This window comes from Limnobaculum eriocheiris, assembly GCF_021010575.1.
GTDB lineage: Bacteria > Pseudomonadota > Gammaproteobacteria > Enterobacterales > Enterobacteriaceae > Limnobaculum > Limnobaculum eriocheiris.
Genome location: NZ_JAJNAG010000016.1, coordinates 49,715 through 67,950 on the forward strand (window position 1 = coordinate 49,715; position 18,236 = coordinate 67,950).

An 18,236-nucleotide genomic window follows, 5' to 3' on the forward strand; every position below is an offset into this window, starting at 1 on the left:
TTTGTTATTTAACGAGTCCCGTAGACAACGATAGTCTTTCCATGAGCGGAGATCAGGTTTTGATCTTCCAGCATTTTTAAAATACGCCCTACCGTTTCACGGGAACATCCAACAATTTGACCAATTTCCTGACGGGTGATCTTGATTTGCATACCGTCCGGATGGGTCATTGCATCCGGCTGTTTAGCCAGATTGAGTAATGTCTGTGCGATACGGCCCGTAACATCAAGGAAGGCAAGGCTTCCTACTTTCTCAGAGGTAACCTGTAAGCGACTGGCCATCTGAGCGGATAAACGCATTAAAATATCCGGGTTAACCTGGATAAGCTGGCGAAATTTTTTATACGAAATTTCAGCAACTTCACATGCGGTTTTTGCCCTGACCCAGGCACTGCGTTCCTGACCTTCTTCAAACAGGCCAAGTTCTCCGATGAAATCCCCCTGATTGAGATAGGAGAGAATCATCTCTTTACCTTCTTCATCCTTAATCAGAACGGCTACGGCACCCTTTACAATATAGTAAAGAGTTTCTGCTTTTTCACCTTGGTGAATAAGTGTGCTCTTGGATGGATATTTATGAATATGACAATGAGATAAAAACCATTCGAGAGTAGGGTCTGTCTGCGGTTTGCCGAGAACCATTTGTTGTTATCCTCTTTGTAGTCACTGCCTAACACAGCAAAGCGAGAAGCTTGCCGAAAATCTTACCCGCCCCGAAGCATATAACTTGCCAGGTGAGCGCTATTATAGCTGATGTAAAAAAGAATATAGAGGTGTTTGTGGGCTGGTGTTGCATCAGCCTGAGCGAACTCTAATTTATCTATTATACCCACACTATGGTTTTAACACAGGTTGAGCCAAGAGTCTCGTGTTGTCTTACTAAATTGAGGGTTAAGCCGCGTTGGGTCGGGTTATTCGCCTGTTTTACCCTCACTTTGCTATTCTAATATTCTGCCTTCTAATAATTGTTGTATTAATGGTGTGATAATCAACTCCATTGCCAGCCCCAGTTTGCCTCCCGGAATGACTAAGGTGTTTGTTTGGGAGATAAACGAACCCTGTAACATGACCAGTAAATAGGGAAAATCGATGCCTGTCAGCCCCCTGAAGTGAATAACCACCAGACTTTCGTCCATCGTTGGAATACTCTTCGCAGAAAATGGGTCAGAGGTATCAACGGTGGGTACCCGTTGAAAGTTGATATGGGTTCGGGAGAACTGTGGCGTGATGTAATTGATATAGTCATCCATGGAGCGAACAACGGAATCCAGCACGGCTTCCCGGGAGTGTTCGCGTTCCACCGTATCGCGGATTAGCTTTTGTATCCACTCCAGGTTAACGATAGGAACAACGCCAACCAGCAGGTCGACATGTTGGGCAACATTGTGTTTAGCGGTGACGATGCCACCGTGTAGCCCTTCATAAAACAGCAGGTCTGTTGTCTCAGGCAACGGTTGCCAGGGGGTAAAAGTACCGGGTGTTTGGTTATAAGGAACGGCTTCATCATAAGTATGCAAGTACTTACGTGTACGTCCGTTGCCGGTTTTACCATATTCAATAAAGCTGTTTTCCAGCAGTGCAAAGTCGTTAGCTTCGGGGCCAAAGTAACTAATATGACGTCCCTGTTCTCTGGCTTTACGGATTTCTGCATCCATTTCCGGGCGGGTATAACGATGGTAAGCATCTCCATCAATGCGAGCGGCGCTTAAATTCAACTGCTGAAAGATTTTCCTGAAGGCCAGACTGGTTGTGGTGGTACCGGCGCCACTGGAACCGGTCACTGCAATGATGGGATGTTTTGCTGACATTAACCTGATTCCTTAGTTTTCGTTGTTATTACCAGAGCATAGTCGGATTGGTGCAGGGCTGTCACAAAATTTTATTCAGGTGAATTAATACTCAGGATAAGGCTGCTCTTCCATATCATCACTGAATTTGTCTTTGGGCATAATATTGATGGTCTCATGTAGCTCTGACCATACCAATATAACCTGACCGCTTTTTAGCTGACGTTTAACGTCGTCTACCTTCTGCTGCAATGATTTCTCATGCTCTCCATAGTCGGTACCTTCACGCAGAACAAAGGATTCGATAATACTGTCCAATGTCTCGGAGGCGACTTGCTGCCACGGGATCATCATTTGTTTTTCTCCAGATAGCGGGTTAACCATTCAGGGATACGATGTTCCAGCCACATCTGCGGTTTTTTCCATGTGCCACTGACAAAACCAACATGACCACCATGTTCCGTTAACTGATATTCAATATTCTCCGGCAGGCTGTTTTGCTTTGGTATCACATCCGGCGACATAAAGGGATCGTCTTTGGCGTGAATAATCAGCAAAGGAATTTGTACCTGATGCAATACCGGTAGAGCGCTGCACTTTTGATAATAATCGGTGGAATCTTTAAATCCATGCAGTGGAGCCGTAAGGGCATCGTCAAACTCACGGATAGAACGAATGTTTTTCAGCGATAAACCGGGCAGCGGCATAATGCCGGGGTAGCGGATAAGTTTACGTTTGGTACTCTGCTTCAGCAAGCTAAGCAGATAGCGGTGATAAACTCTCGACAGGCCTTGTTCCAGACGACGAGAACAGGGATCGAGCATCAGCGGAGCGGAGACAATGACTGCTGCTTTAAGAGGGACTTTGTCACCTTCTTCGGCCAGATAGCAACCTAGCATATTGCCACCCAGCGAGTAACCTACTGCCGCGGTGGGGGCTTCTCCCTGCGTATCCTGCAACCAGTTCAGAAAAAAGCGCGTATCGCTGGTTTCGCCAGAATGATAAGCGCGAGGGCTGCGGTTAGGTTCACCGCTACAGCCGCGAAAATGCATAACAACACCCAGCCAGCCGTTTTGACGGCAAACCGCCAGTAAACCATGGGCATAAGGGCTGTAAAAATTGCCTTCTAAACCGTGAAATAACACCAAACGAGGCTTATGTTTGGCCTGATGAGGATCTTCGCTCCAGGCCACATCAATAAAATCACCGTCCGGAAGCTCCAGACGCTGCCACACCGGCTTCAGGCTAATCTTTCTGCGGACAATCCTGGGTAGCAGTGTTTGTATATGCGGGTTCGCAGTGCCCGGAATGGGGCGAAATTGTGCATCCATAACAAAATTAAATTCACTCTTGGGGACTTGTGCGATCAATATCACACTGCTAGCTTGAATGGAATGATTAAACATATCTCACTGGTAAAGGGTTATACAGAATGGAGTTAGGTTGGTTTCTTTCTATGTCGATGTTTTTATGGATAGCGGCCGTTACACCGGGTCCGAATAATATGTTGCTTACCTCTTCAACGGCCAATTTTGGTTTTACCCGCTCTTTACCATTGATGTTTGGCATTATGATTGGCATGCAGTTACTACTGCTGTTAGTGGCTATGGGTGTTGGTACACTGGTAACCGCCTATCCTTCGTTGCACCTGGCGCTGAAAATTGCGGGTAGTCTCTATTTGATTTGGCTGGCGTGGAAAATTGCCACTTCCCGCTATGAAAAGTTGGAGACCGAAAAAGGAACGGCGCAGCCGGTGCGGTTATATCAGGGATTACTGTTACAGGCTTTGAATCCTAAAGCCTGGCTGATGGGGATTGGTTCTATAGCCAGTTACAGTCTGGCAGGGGATATGTACAGCGCATCGGTAATCGCCATTAGTATTGCTATGTTTATGGTCAATCTGGTAGCTGGATTTATCTGGATGGGCTTCGGTTCTGCCATTGGTCGTTTGCTGCAAAGCCGCAAATCCTGGGCAATTTTTAATATCACCATGGGTATTCTGACGGCGGGCTGTGTGGTGCTTATCTGGTTGTAGTGAAACCAGAACATTAGCAGTAGAGGCGGCGATAAACACCGCCTCTGTTATTATGTATCAATCATTCCCCTGATTAAAACTGGCGGTCATCTCTTCTAACTGCTCCTGTAATTCCAGCCAGTTCATCTCTGTCTCTTCCTGAAGTGATTTTACGCTAACCTGTTGTTGCAGCAGTTTAGTGAGTTCGGCCTTCTTCTCTGCCTCATAAATAGCGGTATCCGACAGGGCTAGTTCAATATCACTCAGTTGTTTTGCCAGTTTATTGAGCTCAATATCCAGCTTATCGAGCTTTTTACGAATTGGCTGAGTTTGGGTGCGAAAATCAGCTTCCCGGCGTTTTTGATCTTTACGTGCCTGAGCGCTGTTGGCGGTTGGTTCTTTATCATTCGCTTCCGGCTGCATCTCTTGCTTTTGCAACTCGGCTAACCACTGTTGGTAATCTTCTAAATCACCGTCGAACGGCTCTACTTTTTTATCATGAACTAAATAGAGTTCATCAGTAGTGGAACGCAGTAAATGGCGATCGTGGGAAACGACAACCAGTGCACCGTCAAAATCGATGAGTGCTTCGGTTAGCGCCTGACGCATATCGAGATCGAGGTGGTTAGTTGGTTCATCAAGCAGTAACAGATTCGGGCGTAGCCAGACAATTAATGCCAGTACCAGACGAGCTTTTTCTCCGCCGGAGAAGCGTTCGGTATTTTCGCTGACCTTATCACCGCGAAAGCCAAAGCCTCCCAGATAGTCCCGTAACGGCTGCTCATATTCCTGCGGTGCCAGACGACTGAGGTGCTGTAATGGCGATTCGTCCGGGCGAAGGGTTTCCAATTGATGTTGGGCAAAGTAACCCAGTTTAATCCCTTTAGCTAAACCAATCTCTCCCTGTTGAGGTGCCAGTTCCCCGGCTAACAGTTTGATTAGTGTCGATTTACCCGCGCCGTTACGCCCAAGCAAACCGATTCGGGAACCGGGTACCAGATTTAGCTTAATGGATTGCAAAATGGTCTTATCGCCATAGCCTGCGCTGACTTTTTCCATTCTCAGCAGAGGATTAGGCAGGCTTTCCGGCTGGCGGAAACTAAAGCTGAAAGGATTATCAACGTGAGCCGGGGCAATCAGCTCCATGCGTTCTAACATTTTAATTCGGCTTTGTGCCTGTTTGGCTTTGGTTGCCTGAGCTTTAAATCGGTCGATATAGCTTTGTAGGTGGGCAACTTTCTCCTGTTGGCTTTGATACAGCGCCTGTTGCTGTGACAGCTTAGTGGCACGCTGGCGTTCAAAGGATGAGTAGTTACCGGTATATTCAAACAGCTGTTGCTGCTCGATATGCAAAATTTTATCCACAATAGGATCAAGAAAGTCCCGGTCATGGGAAATCAGGATCAGCGTACCTTCGTAGCTTTTCAGCCATTTTTCCAGCCAGATTACCGCATCTAAATCGAGGTGGTTGGTTGGTTCATCAAGCAGCAATAAATCCGAACGACAAAGCAGAGCCTGGGCCAGATTCAGCCGCATACGCCAGCCGCCGGAAAACGCGCTGACCGGCTGTTGTAGCTGCTCCTGAGAAAAGCCTAAACCGTGCAGCAGGCTTGAGGCGCGGGGATAGATGGTCCATGCCTGTATGGCATCCAACTGCCCGTGCAGTGAAGCAATTTCGTTACCATCATTTTTCTCATTGGCTTCAGCTAAAGCACGTTCAAGCCGACGGTACTCCCGGTCGCCATCAATAACATATTCAACGGCGGGAATATCTAATGCCGGTGTTTCCTGATTGACCCATGATAAAGCCCAACTGGCAGGGAAAGTGGCATTACCGCCGTCTGCCGATAGCTCACCTTTTAATAGCGATAGCAGCGTCGATTTTCCACAGCCGTTTTTACCTACCAGCCCCACTTTTTGTCCGGGGTTGATGGTTGCTGTTGCGTTATCAAGCAAAACGTTAACGCCACGTCGAATCTGTAATGAAGAAAAAACAATCATAGGGTCACATATCAAGTTATTAGTCGCTGGGGCATCAACAGTGAATGGCTGACTTTGAAAATAAGTACGGCATGAAACTATTGATAGAAAACAGTGAGAGGAGTACAACAGCAGCCGCCACACTATTTTTAATATTATTATTTAAAAGTAAAGCACTTAGCCATATTGACAAGCGAGAGTCGGGTTATTCGTAACCGCCTCTTTATTAATATTATTATTGTTCAATATTTCAATTTACTGGCTAAACTTACAGAGTGCGACGGTTGTATAAAACCACCATTGATTCACACCAGTAATTTATAAGCCATGCATGGTAGCGGAAAATGTCATTGATGACGATGTTTAGGGGAAGCGAAAATGTCGCACTTGCCAAAAGCCCTTGTCTTGTTTGCTCATCCGGAGCCCAAGCGCTCGGTTGCCAATAAGGCGTTATTAAAGGTTATCCGCAATTTGGATAACGTCACAGTCCGTGATTTGTATGCTTACTATCCCGATTTTTTTATTAATGCCCATCGTGAACATCAACTATTAAGAGATCACGACGTTATAGTTTTTCAGTTTCCCATCCATACCTATAGCTGCCCTGCGCTGATGAAAGAGTGGATTGACCGGGTATTAAACCTGCAATTCGCGGGCAGTATTGGCGCCAATGAGCTTTCTGGTAAGCGTTTTCGGCTGGTGGTTACTGCGGGAGCGACCGAGAGCAACTATCAGCCCGGCGGATCCGTGGGTTATACCTTTGACGATATTCTGTTGCCGTTCCGGATAATGGCTAAGGCTTGTGGTATGCAGTGGGTTGATCCCATGATTATTTATCGTGCTCGCCGTCTGGAGGATGATGAATTACAGCAACATGCGCTGAAATATGCTGAATGGCTTAGTGTGTCCGCAGAAGAGGATAGCGAATAATGGATACTTCACCCCAACTTATCGCTGTTTTAGTTTTTCTTTCTGTAGCCGTCCTGGCTGTGCCTCTGGCAAAGCGTATTGGTGCCGTTCTGGGGTATCTGGTGGCGGGTATTGCTATCGGCCCCTGGGGGTTTCGGTTGATTAATGACGTTGATGAGATTCTCCATTTTTCTGAAATGGGCGTCGTTTTGCTGCTGTTTGTGATTGGTCTGGAATTGAATCCGGCCAAACTGTGGAAAATGAGAAAGCCCATTTTTGGGCTGGGTACCGCTCAGGTACTGATTACCAGCGCCGTTCTTTGCGGGCTGCTGTATTGGGCCGGTTTTGGCTTGTCAGCGGCAATTATTGGTGCTATTGGATTATCCATGTCATCCACCGCGATGGCATTGCAGTTAATGAAAGAGAAGGGAATGCGCGGCGATGGCGGTCAGTCTGGCTTTGCGGTGCTGCTATTCCAGGATATGGCGGTTGTTCCCGCGCTGGCGCTGGTGCCGATTTTAGCGGGAACCGGTGGAAGTGGTGCAGACTGGTTTACCGTTCTCAGTAAAGTGGTTGGATTGGCGATCCTGGTGTTAGGTTGTCGTTATCTGTTGCGCCCCATTTTTCGCTATGTTGCTGCTTCCGGCGTTCGGGAGGTATTCACGGCGACAGCGCTGCTGGTGGTATTAGGCGCGGCGGTACTTATGCAGCAAATTGGTTTTTCCATGGCGTTAGGCACTTTTCTGGCTGGCGTACTACTGGCAGAAAGTGAGTATCAGCATGAACTTGAAGTCGCCATTGAACCGTTTAAGGGCTTATTGCTGGGGCTGTTTTTCATTTCAGTCGGTATGGTGCTTAATTTAGGGGTTTTCTACTCTCATATTTTGCAAGTATTAGTTGGCGTATGCGTTCTGTTGCTGGTTAAGAGTGTGCTGTTATACGGGTTAGCTCGCTTTTTCCGAATTAACCGTTCAGAGCGATTACAGTTTTCTGCGGTGCTCAGTCAGGGGGGCGAATTTGCCTTTGTGCTGTTTGCTGCGGCAAAATCTCAGAATATTTTTGATTCAGAACAGATAGCTATGCTATTGGTAGTTGTGACTATTTCTATGATGACCACGCCGATATTAATGCAGTTGGTTGATAAGATATTAGCTCGCCGCTATAACCCCGCAGATGAACCCACGCAGGCATCTGATGTCGAAGATGATGAGCCTCAGGTGATAGTGGTTGGGTTTGGCCGTTTTGGGCAAGTGGTTGGTCGTTTACTGATGGCAAATGAAATCCGCCTGACGGTGCTGGAACGGGATGTCAGTCAGGTGAGTATCTTACGTAGCTATGGTTATAAAGTTTATTACGGTGATGCGACTGAACTTGAATTGCTACGTGCCGCCGGTGCTGAAAAAGCTAAAGCCATTATTATTGCCAGCGATTTGCCGGAAGAGACCATGACGGTAGTCCGTTTGTGTCAACAATACTTCCCTAATTTGTCGATTCTGGCCCGTGCCAGAGGGCGGGTTGAGGCTCATGAATTGCTGAGTGCGGGTGTTGAGTTATTCTCCCGGGAGACATTCTCCAGCGCCCTTGATTTGGGGCGTAAGGCGCTGATTGATTTGGGTATGCACCCTCATCAGGCCTATCGTGCCCAGCAGTATTTTAAACGTCTGGATGAGAACATGCTGCGTGAGCTGGTGCCAGGTCGACAGGGTGAAGTTCAACAGGTATCCCGGGTCGCTGAAGCGCGGCGCGAACTGGAGAATTTGTTCCAGCGAGAAATTCAGCATGACAGTAAATTGTCTGATGCCTGGGATCTGGATGATGAAGTACAGGAAGCCCGGCATGAAGAGCGGGATTAGCCCGCGAAAGGTTATAGCAAAGAAGCCTTGAGGTATTAATCAAATAGTCGACTTTCATCATACTTAGTAATATAAAGTTGCCTAAATTTTTATCTCAGTGAGTACAGCGCCGTTGATTTCAGCTACAATCAGCGGAAATTAAGTATCAACGGTAGGAGAAATCATGAAAGTAGCAAAAGACCTAGTGGTCAGCCTGGCCTATCAGGTTCGTACAGAAGACGGTGTATTAGTTGATGAGTCTCCGGTGAGCGCACCGTTAGATTATCTGCATGGACATGGTTCTCTGATCGCAGGTTTAGAAAAAGCATTAGAAGATCATAACGTAGGCGATCGTTTTGACGTGTTTGTACCGGCTAACGAAGCTTATGGCAACTATGATGAAGTTCTGGTTCAACGTGTACCTAAAGATGTGTTTATGGGCGTTGATGAGCTGCAGGTAGGTATGCGTTTCCTGGCTGATACCGATCAAGGTCCTGTGCCGGTTGAAATCACCGAAGTGGAAGACGATCACGTCGTGGTTGATGGTAACCATATGCTGGCAGGCCAAAACCTTAACTTTAATGTTGAAGTTGTTGCTATCCGCGAAGCGACACCGGAAGAGCTGGCGCATGGCCATGTTCACGGTGAGCACGATCACGAACATGGTGAAGGTGGCTGCTGTGGCGGCCATGGTCACGGTGATGGAGGTGGTTGCTGCGGTGGTGGCGGTCACGATCATGACCACGAACACGGCGAAGGCGGCTGTGGTGGCCATGGTAAAGGCCACGGCGGTTGTGGCTGCAGCCACTAATCACCCTTTAGAGCATGAAAAAATGGCAGCTTAATTTAAGCTGCCATTTTATTTTTTATCTGAATCACCGCTATAGTTTTAATCAAATATCAATAATGTGGAGGAGGCAACTCTTCTGACTGTGAAGCTATCATTGATGGTTGAGAAGCTTTCAATTTGTCCGTCAATAGCCTTAATTGTTCCTGAAGTTTAGCAATTTCAAGTTGATGCTGAATGACTACCTGATTGAGATCTTCAATAGTCACCTCTTGAAAAGCCAGACGACTTTCTAATAGCTCCAGTCGTTGTAACAGGCTGTCAGCGTTTAGTTGTTGCATATTTTCTCCGGTGAATCATGATGAGCCTCATATTATGAATATGATATTAAATCGGCGCAGAAATTTGTAAGATGCGCATAAATATCAGTGTGCTTGCCAGTAATGCAGCCGGCAGGAGATGTTGACCGTTAATGGCTCTATTCTACAATGAAACACAAGGAATATATTGATGTCTTTTTTAAATAAGCCTTCATATGCAATTGGAGCGTTATTGCTAACGCTACCTGTTTTTACTGTTTTCGCTAATCCTGCTGCGCCAGATTCTAAGATTGAACAAAGTTCTACCGCTGTTCAGCCTGCGGCAGTGCCATCTCAGCCTGAAGCAGTAAACGCCGAAAAACCGGCTGATGCAGCGCCAGTTGCCGTGGAAGAACAGAAGAGTAGTCAGCCATCTTCAGCAGCAGAGCCAGCTAAGGATAAGGTACCAGACCCAAAGACGAGTACGCAGCAAGCTGCCACTGAGTCTGCAGCGGCAAGCTCTACACCTGCTGCGGAAACAGCACCAGTAGCCAGTGAAACTTCAGCAGCAACGGATGCTGCCCCGGCAACGGAAGGAAAAGCAACGGCCACAGAAACGACCCCGGCTGGTGCCGCGCCTGTAGCTGCAACGGATGAAGTTGCTTCAGCAGCCGACTCGAAAAAAGAGCCAGCCCCGGAGGTCACTGAACTGGAAACCACACCATTATCATCAGTAAAATTTTCGCTGAACAGTGAAGAGCAAAAACGCGCTTATGCCAGTGGCGTAACGCTGGCGCGTTACCTGCAGGAAAATATGGCTCAGCAAAAGAAACTGCATATCACCCTTGATCCTAATATCGTGTTGGCGGGTATTGTGGATACCTTTGCTGGTGATATAAAAATGGATGAGGCGATGGTTAAAAAAACCATGGCAGCATTTGACGATCAGGTTAACACATTAAATAAAGCCAAGATGGAGCAGGAAGCCTTACGGGAACGTGAAATGGGCGAAGCTTATCAGGTTGAATTTGCCAAAATGGATGGTGTGAAGAAAAGCAAAACGGGATTGCTGTACTTAGTTGAGAAAAAAGGTAGTGGCGCAGCCATTGTGGATAAAGACATAGTGGTTGTTGAGCTGCAAGGAATGCGGGTAAATGGTGTCGTGTTTGAAAAAACGGCCTCGCCAATTACTTTAAAAGTAGCCGATGTTATTCCTGCTCTGCGTAACGGCATTAAGCTGGCTGGCAGAGGTGGTGAGATTAAGTTGGTGGTACCACCTGAGCAAGGGTATGGTGCTAAAGGTGCTTTACCAGGGATCCCACCCAATGCTACGCTGATTTTTAATATTAAAGTATTGCAGGTAAATTCGGGCAGCCCGGCTAAATCAAAATAATTGCTGATGGTTAACCGAAAGACCGGACGCTGGTTATTTGTTTGAGCTATATAATGATTCATGGTTCGCTGATGAAGAGATTTCTTCATTGCAGCGAACCATTTTAATTTATGTTGTCAAAGATAATTAATTAGCATAATGGGCTATTATTTCTGAGTAATAAGATAATTTGATACTCTTTGTGTCTGTTTATAATTAGCCTGTATGGTATAGAATTCGTATTCTGCTTTATCGCATAACAACATATGTCCTATCACCGGAGATGTAGATGAAATCATTATTTAAAGTAACGCTGTTAGCGACCGCAATGGCTTTCGCTACCGGGGCAATGGCCAACACTGCAACAACAGCAGCTGCACCAAAAAGCGCCGCACCAGCTAAGTTTGATAGCGAAGATCAGAAGGCGGCCTATGCGTTAGGTGCTTCTCTGGGTGGTTATATGACTAACTCTCTGAAGGATCAGGATAAGTTAGGTGTAGTGTTAGATCGCTCTCAAATCCAGGCTGGTTTTAAAGATGCATTTGAAAGCAAAAGCAAATTAACCGATGCCGAAATTGAGCAAACCTTACAGACTTTCGAAGCCCGCGTGAAAGAAAAAGCACATGCTAAAATGTTGGCTGATGGCAAAGTTAACGAAGAAAAAGGCGCAGCCTATCGTGATACTTTCGCTAAAGGTGAGGGTGTGAAGAAAACTGCATCAGGCCTGCTATATAAAGTAGAAACAGCCGGTACCGGTAACGCGCCTGGCGATAGCGATTCTGTTGTGGTGAACTATAAAGGTACATTGATCGATGGTACCGAGTTTGATAACTCTTATACTCGTGGTCAACCTGCAACCTTTCGTCTGGATAGCGTGATCCCAGGCTGGACTGAAGGGTTAAAATTCCTGAAGAAAGGTGGAAAAATGACTATGGTTATCCCTCCATCTTTAGCCTACGGTGAAAACGCCGTACCGGGAATTCCAATTAATTCTACATTAGTATTCCAGGTTGAATTACTGGACGTTAAGTCTGAAAAAGCAGAAGCGCCAGCAGCACAGGCCAAAGATAAGCAATAATTCCTGATGTTGAAAAAAACCGCAGTTCAATTCTGCGGTTTTTTTATTTCTTATGTCCCCCCGGTTTTTGTTAGACTATCCAACACTTGTTAAGAATGAGTCTCCAGGTTTTTTTCAGTCTGAGGACCAATATGGACTAAATATATTGGAGAATTATCATGTCTGATTCACCGCTATCCGGCGAGTATGAGACGTTGGATGAGCAGCCGTTTACCAGCGAAGATCACGACATTTTGCGCTCTTATGAATCGGTAGTTGATGGTTTAGCTATGTTGATTGGTTCGCATTGTGAAATCGTTTTACATTCATTAGAAGATTTGAAATGTTCCGCTATTCGCATAGCTAATGGTGAACATACCGGTCGTAAAATAGGTTCTCCAATTACTGATATGGCATTGCGAATGCTGCACGCCATGTCAAATGATGACAGCAGCGTTTCTAAAGCTTATTTCACGCGTGCTAAAAGCGGTTCATTAATGAAATCGCTGACAATTGCTATTCGTAATAAAGATCATCGGGTGATTGGGTTACTCTGTATTAATATGAATCTGGATGTGCCTTTCTCTCAGATCATGCAGACCTTTATTCCGCCCGAAACCAAAGATGTTCATTCTAACGTTAACTTTGCTTCATCTGTTGACGATCTGGTAGCCCAAACGCTGGAATTTAGTATTGAAGAGGTTAATGCGGATCGAAACGTATCGAATAATGCCAAGAATCGTCAAATCGTACTTAATCTGTATGAAAAAGGAATTTTTGATATTAAAGATTCCATTAATCAGGTTGCCGATCGTCTGAATATCTCAAAACATACGGTTTACCTCTATATTCGCCAGTTTAAGAGCGGTGATTTTTCGGGAAGCGATCGGTGAGCCTGAGCTATACGTTAGTGGTTACTGGCCCCGCCTATGGTACTCAGCAGGCAACCAGCGCCTGGCAGTTTGCTCAAGCCTTGATTGCCCGTGGTCATAAGCTGGAGAGCGTATTCTTTTACCAGGAAGGTATTAGTAATGCTAACCAGTTAGTTTCACCAGCCAGCGACGAGTTTGATTTAGTTCGAGCCTGGCAACGATTGGCGGAACAACAAGGAACCGTGCTAAATGTTTGTGTTGCAGCGGCGTTGCGCCGTGGCGTTATCGATGAGCAGGAAGCAACATTACGCCAGCAGACAACAGCGAATTTACAGCCCGGATTTGTACTAAGCGGATTGGGCTCATTAGCGGAAGCGATGCTGACTTGCGATCGCGTGATGCAGTTTTAAGCTGGCTGATAATGAAGAAAATAGCCTTTATTTTTACTCATGTTCCCCATGGTGCTTCCGGAGGCCGGGAGGGGTTAGACGCTGTTTTGGCAACGTCGGCGCTGACGGAGGAGATTGGCCTGTTCTTTCTTTCTGATGGTGTATTTCAGCTACTTTCCGGACAGCAACCAGACCAGATCCTGATGCGTAACTATATTGCGACCTTTGGTGTTCTGGCACTATACGATATTGAGCAATGTTTTATTTGTACGGATTCAATGCTTGAACGTGGAATTAATCCGGATGTGGCATTGGTTATTGATGCGATTCGTTTAAACCAGCAGCAAATGTATGAACGCTTATCTGGTTATGATGTAGTACTAACTTTTTAAGGACTAACCGTGTTACATACCCTCTCACATTCACCATATCAAATGGATATGAATGCGCTGGCCAATACCATAGGGCAGAGCGATGTGCTGGTATTGTTGCAGGATGGCGTAACGGCGGCGCTAAAGGATAGTCGTTGGTTAACACTGTTGATTCAGCGTAACCCAATAAATATTTATGTACTTCAGGAAGACATTGAAGCCCGGGGTTTATTATTACTTATCGACAGCCGGGTTGGGATTATTGATTACTCAGGTCTGGTTGATCTCAGCGTTACCCACTATCCTCAGGTGAATTGGTAATATTCTGCTGGTTGTGTTTTTAGTGAATATTTTGATAAATCAAGCAACAGATCTCTTTGTTCATTGCTCAATACTGTATATTTCTTGACAGTTACCCACTTCAGCCATAAAATTTTGCGTCCCTCAGTGTACCTATGCATTCAGGGATCGATTTATTACGTGTTTACGAAAGTAAAAAAACCAGGAGCTTTTTTTAATGGCAACAATTAATCAGCTGGTACGCAAACCGCGCTCAATGAAGGTTGCAAAAAGCAACGTTCCTGCGCTGGAAGCTTGCCCGCAGAAACGTGGAGTATGTACTCGCGTATATACCACCACTCCAAAAAAACCAAACTCTGCATTACGTAAAGTTTGTCGTGTACGTTTAACTAACGGTTTTGAAGTTTCTTCATATATCGGTGGTGAAGGCCACAACCTGCAGGAGCACTCCGTGATCCTGATTCGTGGTGGTCGTGTTAAAGACCTGCCGGGTGTGCGTTATCACACCGTCCGTGGCGCGCTGGACTGCTCAGGTGTTAAAGACCGTAAGCAAGCCCGTTCCAAGTATGGCGTGAAGAAGCCGAAGGCTTAATGGTTACCCGTTAAGTAAGGCCAAACATTTTTAACTTAATGTCAAAATAAACTCATCGAGTTTTGGACAATCCTGAATTAACAACGGAGTATTTCCATGCCACGTCGTCGCGTCATTGGTCAACGTAAAATTCTGCCAGATCCTAAGTTCGGATCTGACTTATTGGCCAAATTTGTAAATATTTTAATGGTAGATGGTAAAAAATCTACCGCTGAAGCTATCGTTTATACTGCGCTTGAGACTTTATCTCAGCGTTCAGGTAAGAACGAACTGGAAGCTTTTGAAATTGCCCTGGACAACGTAAGACCAACTGTAGAAGTTAAGTCTCGTCGTGTTGGTGGTTCTACATATCAGGTACCGGTTGAAGTTCGTCCGGTTCGCCGTAACGCACTTGCCATGCGTTGGATTGTAGAAGCTGCTCGTAAACGCGGTGATAAATCCATGGCTTTACGCTTAGCGAATGAACTGTCTGATGCTGCAGAAAACAAAGGTACTGCAGTTAAGAAACGTGAAGACGTTCACCGTATGGCTGAAGCCAACAAGGCGTTCGCCCACTACCGTTGGTAATTTGTTTTCGGTAGTTATGCTAATCATCATGCGGGCGCTTTTTAAGTTGACCCGCATGGGTTATCTGAAGAACGACCTAGTAATCGAGGAATAAAATGGCTCGTACAACCCCTATTGAGCGTTATCGCAACATCGGTATCAGTGCTCACATTGATGCCGGTAAAACAACCACTACGGAACGTATTTTGTTCTATACTGGTGTAAACCATAAGCTGGGTGAAGTTCATGATGGCGCAGCCACTATGGACTGGATGGAACAAGAGCAAGAACGTGGTATTACTATCACTTCTGCTGCGACCACTGCGTTCTGGTCTGGTATGGCCAAGCAATTCGAACCGCATCGCGTCAATATCATCGACACCCCAGGGCACGTTGACTTTACTATCGAAGTAGAACGTTCTATGCGTGTGCTTGATGGCGCAGTAATGGTTTATTGTGCTGTGGGTGGTGTTCAACCGCAGTCTGAAACCGTATGGCGTCAGGCGAACAAATATAAAGTTCCACGTATCGCGTTCGTTAATAAAATGGACCGTATGGGTGCTAACTTCCTGCGTGTTATTGAGCAGTTGAAGACTCGTTTAGCGGCTACTGCGGTGCCAATTCAGTTACCAATTGGTTCTGAAGATAATTTCACTGGTGTTATCGATCTGGTGAAAATGAAAGCTATCAACTGGAACGACGCCGATCAAGGCGTAACGTTTGAGTATGAAGAAGTTCCGGCTAATCTGTTAGCGAAAGCACAGGAACTGCGTCAGAATCTGGTTGAAGCAGCGGCTGAAGCATCCGAAGAATTGATGGATAAGTATCTGGGTGGTGAAGACCTGACTGAAGCAGAGATTAAATCATCTTTGCGTCAGCGCGTTTTAAACAATGAAATTATTCTGGTTACCTGTGGTTCTGCATTTAAGAACAAAGGTGTTCAGGCGATGTTGGATGCGGTTATTGAATATCTGCCTGCTCCAACCGACGTTCCGGCAATTAATGGTGTTTTGACTGACGGTGAAACTCATGCCGAACGCCATCCTGATGATGCTGAACCGTTCTCTGCTCTGGCGTTTAAAATTGCAACTGACCCATTTGTTGGTAACTTGACCTTCTTCCGTGTTTATTCCGGGGTGGTTAATTCTGGCGATACCGTACTGAATGCTGTTAAAGATAAAAGAGAGCGTTTAGGCCGTATTGTACAGATGCATGCTAACAAGCGTGAAGAGATTAAAGAAGTTCGTGCTGGTGACATCGCGGCTGCTATCGGTCTGAAAGATGTAACGACAGGTGACACTCTGTGCGATCAGGCTAAACCGATTATTCTGGAACGTATGGAGTTCCCGGAACCAGTTATTGCCGTTGCCGTTGAACCTAAAACTAAAGTCGATCAGGAAAAAATGGGTATTGCTCTTGGCCGTTTGGCTCAAGAAGATCCATCTTTCCGCGTTCAGACTGATGAAGAATCAGGCCAGACTATCATTTCAGGTATGGGTGAACTTCATCTGGATATTATCGTTGACCGTATGCGTCGCGAGTTCGGTGTAGAGGCTAACGTAGGTAAACCTCAGGTAGCTTATCGTGAAACTATCCGTGAAACTGTTAAAGACATTCAGGGTAAACACGCTAAACAGTCTGGTGGTCGTGGTCAGTACGGTGACGTTATTATCGATATGTCTCCGCTGGAAGCTGGTGGTCCAGGCTACGAGTTTGTCAACGACATCAAGGGTGGTGTAATTCCTGGTGAATATATCCCTGCGGTCGATAAAGGTATTCAGGAGCAACTGAAATCTGGTCCTCTGGCTGGTTATCCGGTTGTTGATATCAAAGTGCGTCTGCACTACGGTTCTTACCATGATGTTGACTCCTCAGAACTGGCGTTTAAATTGGCTGCTTCTATTGCCTTTAAAGAAGGCTTCATGAAGGCAAAACCAATTCTGCTGGAACCAATCATGAAGGTTGAAGTAGAAACTCCAGAAGACTACATGGGTGATGTGATCGGTGACTTAAACCGTCGTCGTGGTATCATCGAAGGTATGGAAGACATGGCTACAGGTAAAACTGTACGTGCTCAAGTTCCACTATCTGAAATGTTTGGTTATGCTACAGACCTGCGTTCACAAACACAGGGGCGTGCTTCTTACTCCATGGAGTTCCTGAAGTACAGTGAAGCGCCAAGTAACGTTGCTACAGCAATTATCGAAGCTCGCAAGGCTAAGTAAGCCTCACGAGTAATAAATTTATATCCCAGTCCCCCTCGGATAGAGGGGGATAGTGTAAAGGAAGAGAATCGTGTCTAAAGAAAAATTTGAACGTACAAAACCCCACGTTAACGTTGGTACTATCGGCCACGTTGACCACGGTAAAACAACTCTGACAGCAGCTATCACCAACGTATTAGCAAAAGCTTACGGTGGTCAGGCTCGTGCATTCGATCAAATCGATAACGCACCAGAAGAAAAAGCGCGCGGTATTACCATCAACACTTCTCACGTAGAATACGACACCCCAAGCCGTCACTATGCACACGTTGACTGCCCGGGTCACGCCGACTACGTTAAGAACATGATCACCGGTGCTGCTCAAATGGACGGCGCTATTCTGGTAGTAGCTGCAACTGACGGCCCAATGCCACAAACTCGTGAGCACATCCTGTTAGGTCGCCAGGTAGGCGTTCCTTACATCATCGTGTTCCTGAACAAGTGTGACATGGTTGATGACGAAGAGCTGTTAGAATTAGTTGAAATGGAAGTTCGTGAACTTCTGTCTCAGTACGATTTCCCGGGTGATGATACTCCGGTAATCCGTGGTTCAGCATTAAAAGCGCTGGAAGGCGATGAAGTATGGGCTGCAAAAATCATCGAATTAGCAGAAGCACTGGATTCTTATATTCCAGAGCCAGAGCGTGCAATTGATAAGCCGTTCCTGCTGCCAATCGAAGACGTATTCTCTATCTCTGGTCGTGGTACAGTAGTCACCGGTCGTGTAGAGCGCGGTATTGTTAAAGTAGGTGAAGCAGTTGAAATCGTTGGTATTAAACCAACGACTCAAACGACTTGTACCGGCGTTGAAATGTTCCGTAAATTACTGGACGAAGGCCGTGCGGGTGAGAACGTAGGTGTTCTGC

Annotated in this window: 20 protein-coding genes; 14 read left to right on the forward strand and 6 right to left on the reverse strand. The window is 46.1% G+C overall.

Annotated elements, in window-relative coordinates:
- Positions 1–8: 8 nt before the first annotated feature.
- From crp to LPW36_RS09045, 4 genes are all read right to left on the reverse strand, one after another.
- A complete protein-coding gene (crp, locus tag LPW36_RS09030) occupies positions 9–641 on the reverse strand; it encodes a cAMP-activated global transcriptional regulator CRP (RefSeq protein ID WP_027273485.1) in 633 nt (210 codons plus the stop codon).
- Positions 642–937: 296 nt separating this feature from the next.
- Entirely contained in the window at positions 938–1,807 is an 870-nt protein-coding gene (locus LPW36_RS09035; RefSeq protein ID WP_140918857.1) for a phosphoribulokinase, read from the reverse strand.
- An 84-nt stretch (positions 1,808–1,891) separates the two neighbouring features.
- Complete coding sequence (locus LPW36_RS09040) at positions 1,892–2,140, reverse strand: YheU family protein (RefSeq protein ID WP_230609358.1); 249 nt, start codon at positions 2,138–2,140, stop codon at positions 1,892–1,894.
- A complete protein-coding gene (locus LPW36_RS09045) occupies positions 2,137–3,117 on the reverse strand; it encodes a hydrolase (RefSeq protein ID WP_230609359.1) in 981 nt (326 codons plus the stop codon). Before LPW36_RS09045 ends, LPW36_RS09040 begins: the two co-directional genes overlap by 4 nt.
- A 101-nt stretch (positions 3,118–3,218) precedes the next feature.
- Here LPW36_RS09045 and LPW36_RS09050 point away from each other — a divergent pair, with 101 nt between their 5' ends.
- Positions 3,219–3,821, forward strand: coding sequence for a LysE family translocator (locus tag LPW36_RS09050; protein WP_230609360.1), 603 nt, complete (start codon positions 3,219–3,221; stop codon positions 3,819–3,821).
- A 57-nt stretch (positions 3,822–3,878) separates the two neighbouring features.
- Here the strand turns inward: LPW36_RS09050 and LPW36_RS09055 are convergent, their stop codons facing one another.
- On the reverse strand, positions 3,879–5,801 hold the full coding sequence (locus LPW36_RS09055; protein WP_230609361.1) for an ABC transporter ATP-binding protein: 1,923 nt from the start codon (positions 5,799–5,801) through the stop codon (positions 3,879–3,881).
- A gap of 357 nt (positions 5,802–6,158) precedes the next feature.
- Between LPW36_RS09055 and kefG the strand changes: the two genes are divergently transcribed.
- From kefG to slyD, 3 genes are all read left to right on the forward strand, one after another.
- Entirely contained in the window at positions 6,159–6,710 is a 552-nt protein-coding gene (kefG, locus tag LPW36_RS09060) for a glutathione-regulated potassium-efflux system ancillary protein KefG (RefSeq protein ID WP_230609362.1), read from the forward strand.
- Positions 6,710–8,542 carry a glutathione-regulated potassium-efflux system protein KefB gene (gene kefB, locus LPW36_RS09065; RefSeq protein ID WP_230609363.1) on the forward strand — a complete coding sequence of 611 codons (1,833 nt, stop codon included), beginning with the start codon at positions 6,710–6,712 and terminating at the stop codon, positions 8,540–8,542. The genes kefG and kefB overlap by 1 nt, the downstream gene beginning before the upstream one ends.
- A gap of 163 nt (positions 8,543–8,705) precedes the next feature.
- Complete coding sequence (slyD, locus tag LPW36_RS09070) at positions 8,706–9,332, forward strand: peptidylprolyl isomerase (protein WP_130593157.1); 627 nt, start codon at positions 8,706–8,708, stop codon at positions 9,330–9,332.
- Between the two features lie 89 nt (positions 9,333–9,421).
- Here slyD and LPW36_RS09075 read toward each other — a convergent pair whose 3' ends face one another.
- Complete coding sequence (locus tag LPW36_RS09075) at positions 9,422–9,649, reverse strand: protein SlyX (protein ID WP_230609364.1); 228 nt, start codon at positions 9,647–9,649, stop codon at positions 9,422–9,424.
- 169 nt (positions 9,650–9,818) lie between these two features.
- On the opposite strand from LPW36_RS09075, the gene LPW36_RS09080 reads away from it, so the two are divergent.
- From LPW36_RS09080 to tuf, 10 genes are all read left to right on the forward strand, one after another.
- The gene (locus LPW36_RS09080) at positions 9,819–11,000 is read left to right on the forward strand and encodes an FKBP-type peptidyl-prolyl cis-trans isomerase (RefSeq protein WP_230609365.1); all 1,182 of its coding nucleotides are present in this window, start codon (positions 9,819–9,821) and stop codon (positions 10,998–11,000) included.
- 268 nt (positions 11,001–11,268) lie between these two features.
- Entirely contained in the window at positions 11,269–12,057 is a 789-nt protein-coding gene (gene fkpA / locus LPW36_RS09085) for an FKBP-type peptidyl-prolyl cis-trans isomerase (protein WP_230609366.1), read from the forward strand.
- A 158-nt stretch (positions 12,058–12,215) separates the two neighbouring features.
- Positions 12,216–12,929, forward strand: a complete 714-nt coding sequence (locus LPW36_RS09090) for a helix-turn-helix transcriptional regulator (RefSeq protein ID WP_230609367.1) — start codon at positions 12,216–12,218, stop codon at positions 12,927–12,929.
- A 2-nt stretch (positions 12,930–12,931) separates the two neighbouring features.
- A complete protein-coding gene (gene tusD / locus LPW36_RS09095) occupies positions 12,932–13,318 on the forward strand; it encodes a sulfurtransferase complex subunit TusD (protein ID WP_230609373.1) in 387 nt (128 codons plus the stop codon).
- Between the two features lie 11 nt (positions 13,319–13,329).
- Positions 13,330–13,689 (forward strand): sulfurtransferase complex subunit TusC, encoded by a 360-nt coding sequence (gene tusC, locus LPW36_RS09100; RefSeq protein WP_230609368.1) that lies wholly within the window; start codon positions 13,330–13,332, stop codon positions 13,687–13,689.
- A gap of 9 nt (positions 13,690–13,698) precedes the next feature.
- Positions 13,699–13,989 (forward strand): sulfurtransferase complex subunit TusB, encoded by a 291-nt coding sequence (gene tusB, locus LPW36_RS09105; protein WP_230609369.1) that lies wholly within the window; start codon positions 13,699–13,701, stop codon positions 13,987–13,989.
- 196 nt (positions 13,990–14,185) lie between these two features.
- Positions 14,186–14,560 (forward strand): 30S ribosomal protein S12, encoded by a 375-nt coding sequence (rpsL, locus tag LPW36_RS09110; protein ID WP_047779685.1) that lies wholly within the window; start codon positions 14,186–14,188, stop codon positions 14,558–14,560.
- Positions 14,561–14,656: 96 nt separating this feature from the next.
- Positions 14,657–15,127 (forward strand): 30S ribosomal protein S7, encoded by a 471-nt coding sequence (gene rpsG, locus LPW36_RS09115; protein ID WP_108900587.1) that lies wholly within the window; start codon positions 14,657–14,659, stop codon positions 15,125–15,127.
- Positions 15,128–15,222: 95 nt separating this feature from the next.
- Positions 15,223–17,331: an elongation factor G gene (fusA, locus tag LPW36_RS09120; protein WP_230609370.1), complete on the forward strand. Its 2,109-nt coding sequence runs from the start codon at positions 15,223–15,225 to the stop codon at positions 17,329–17,331.
- Positions 17,332–17,401: 70 nt separating this feature from the next.
- A partial coding sequence (tuf, locus tag LPW36_RS09125; RefSeq protein ID WP_230609371.1) for an elongation factor Tu occupies positions 17,402–18,236 on the forward strand: 835 nt, incomplete at its 3' end.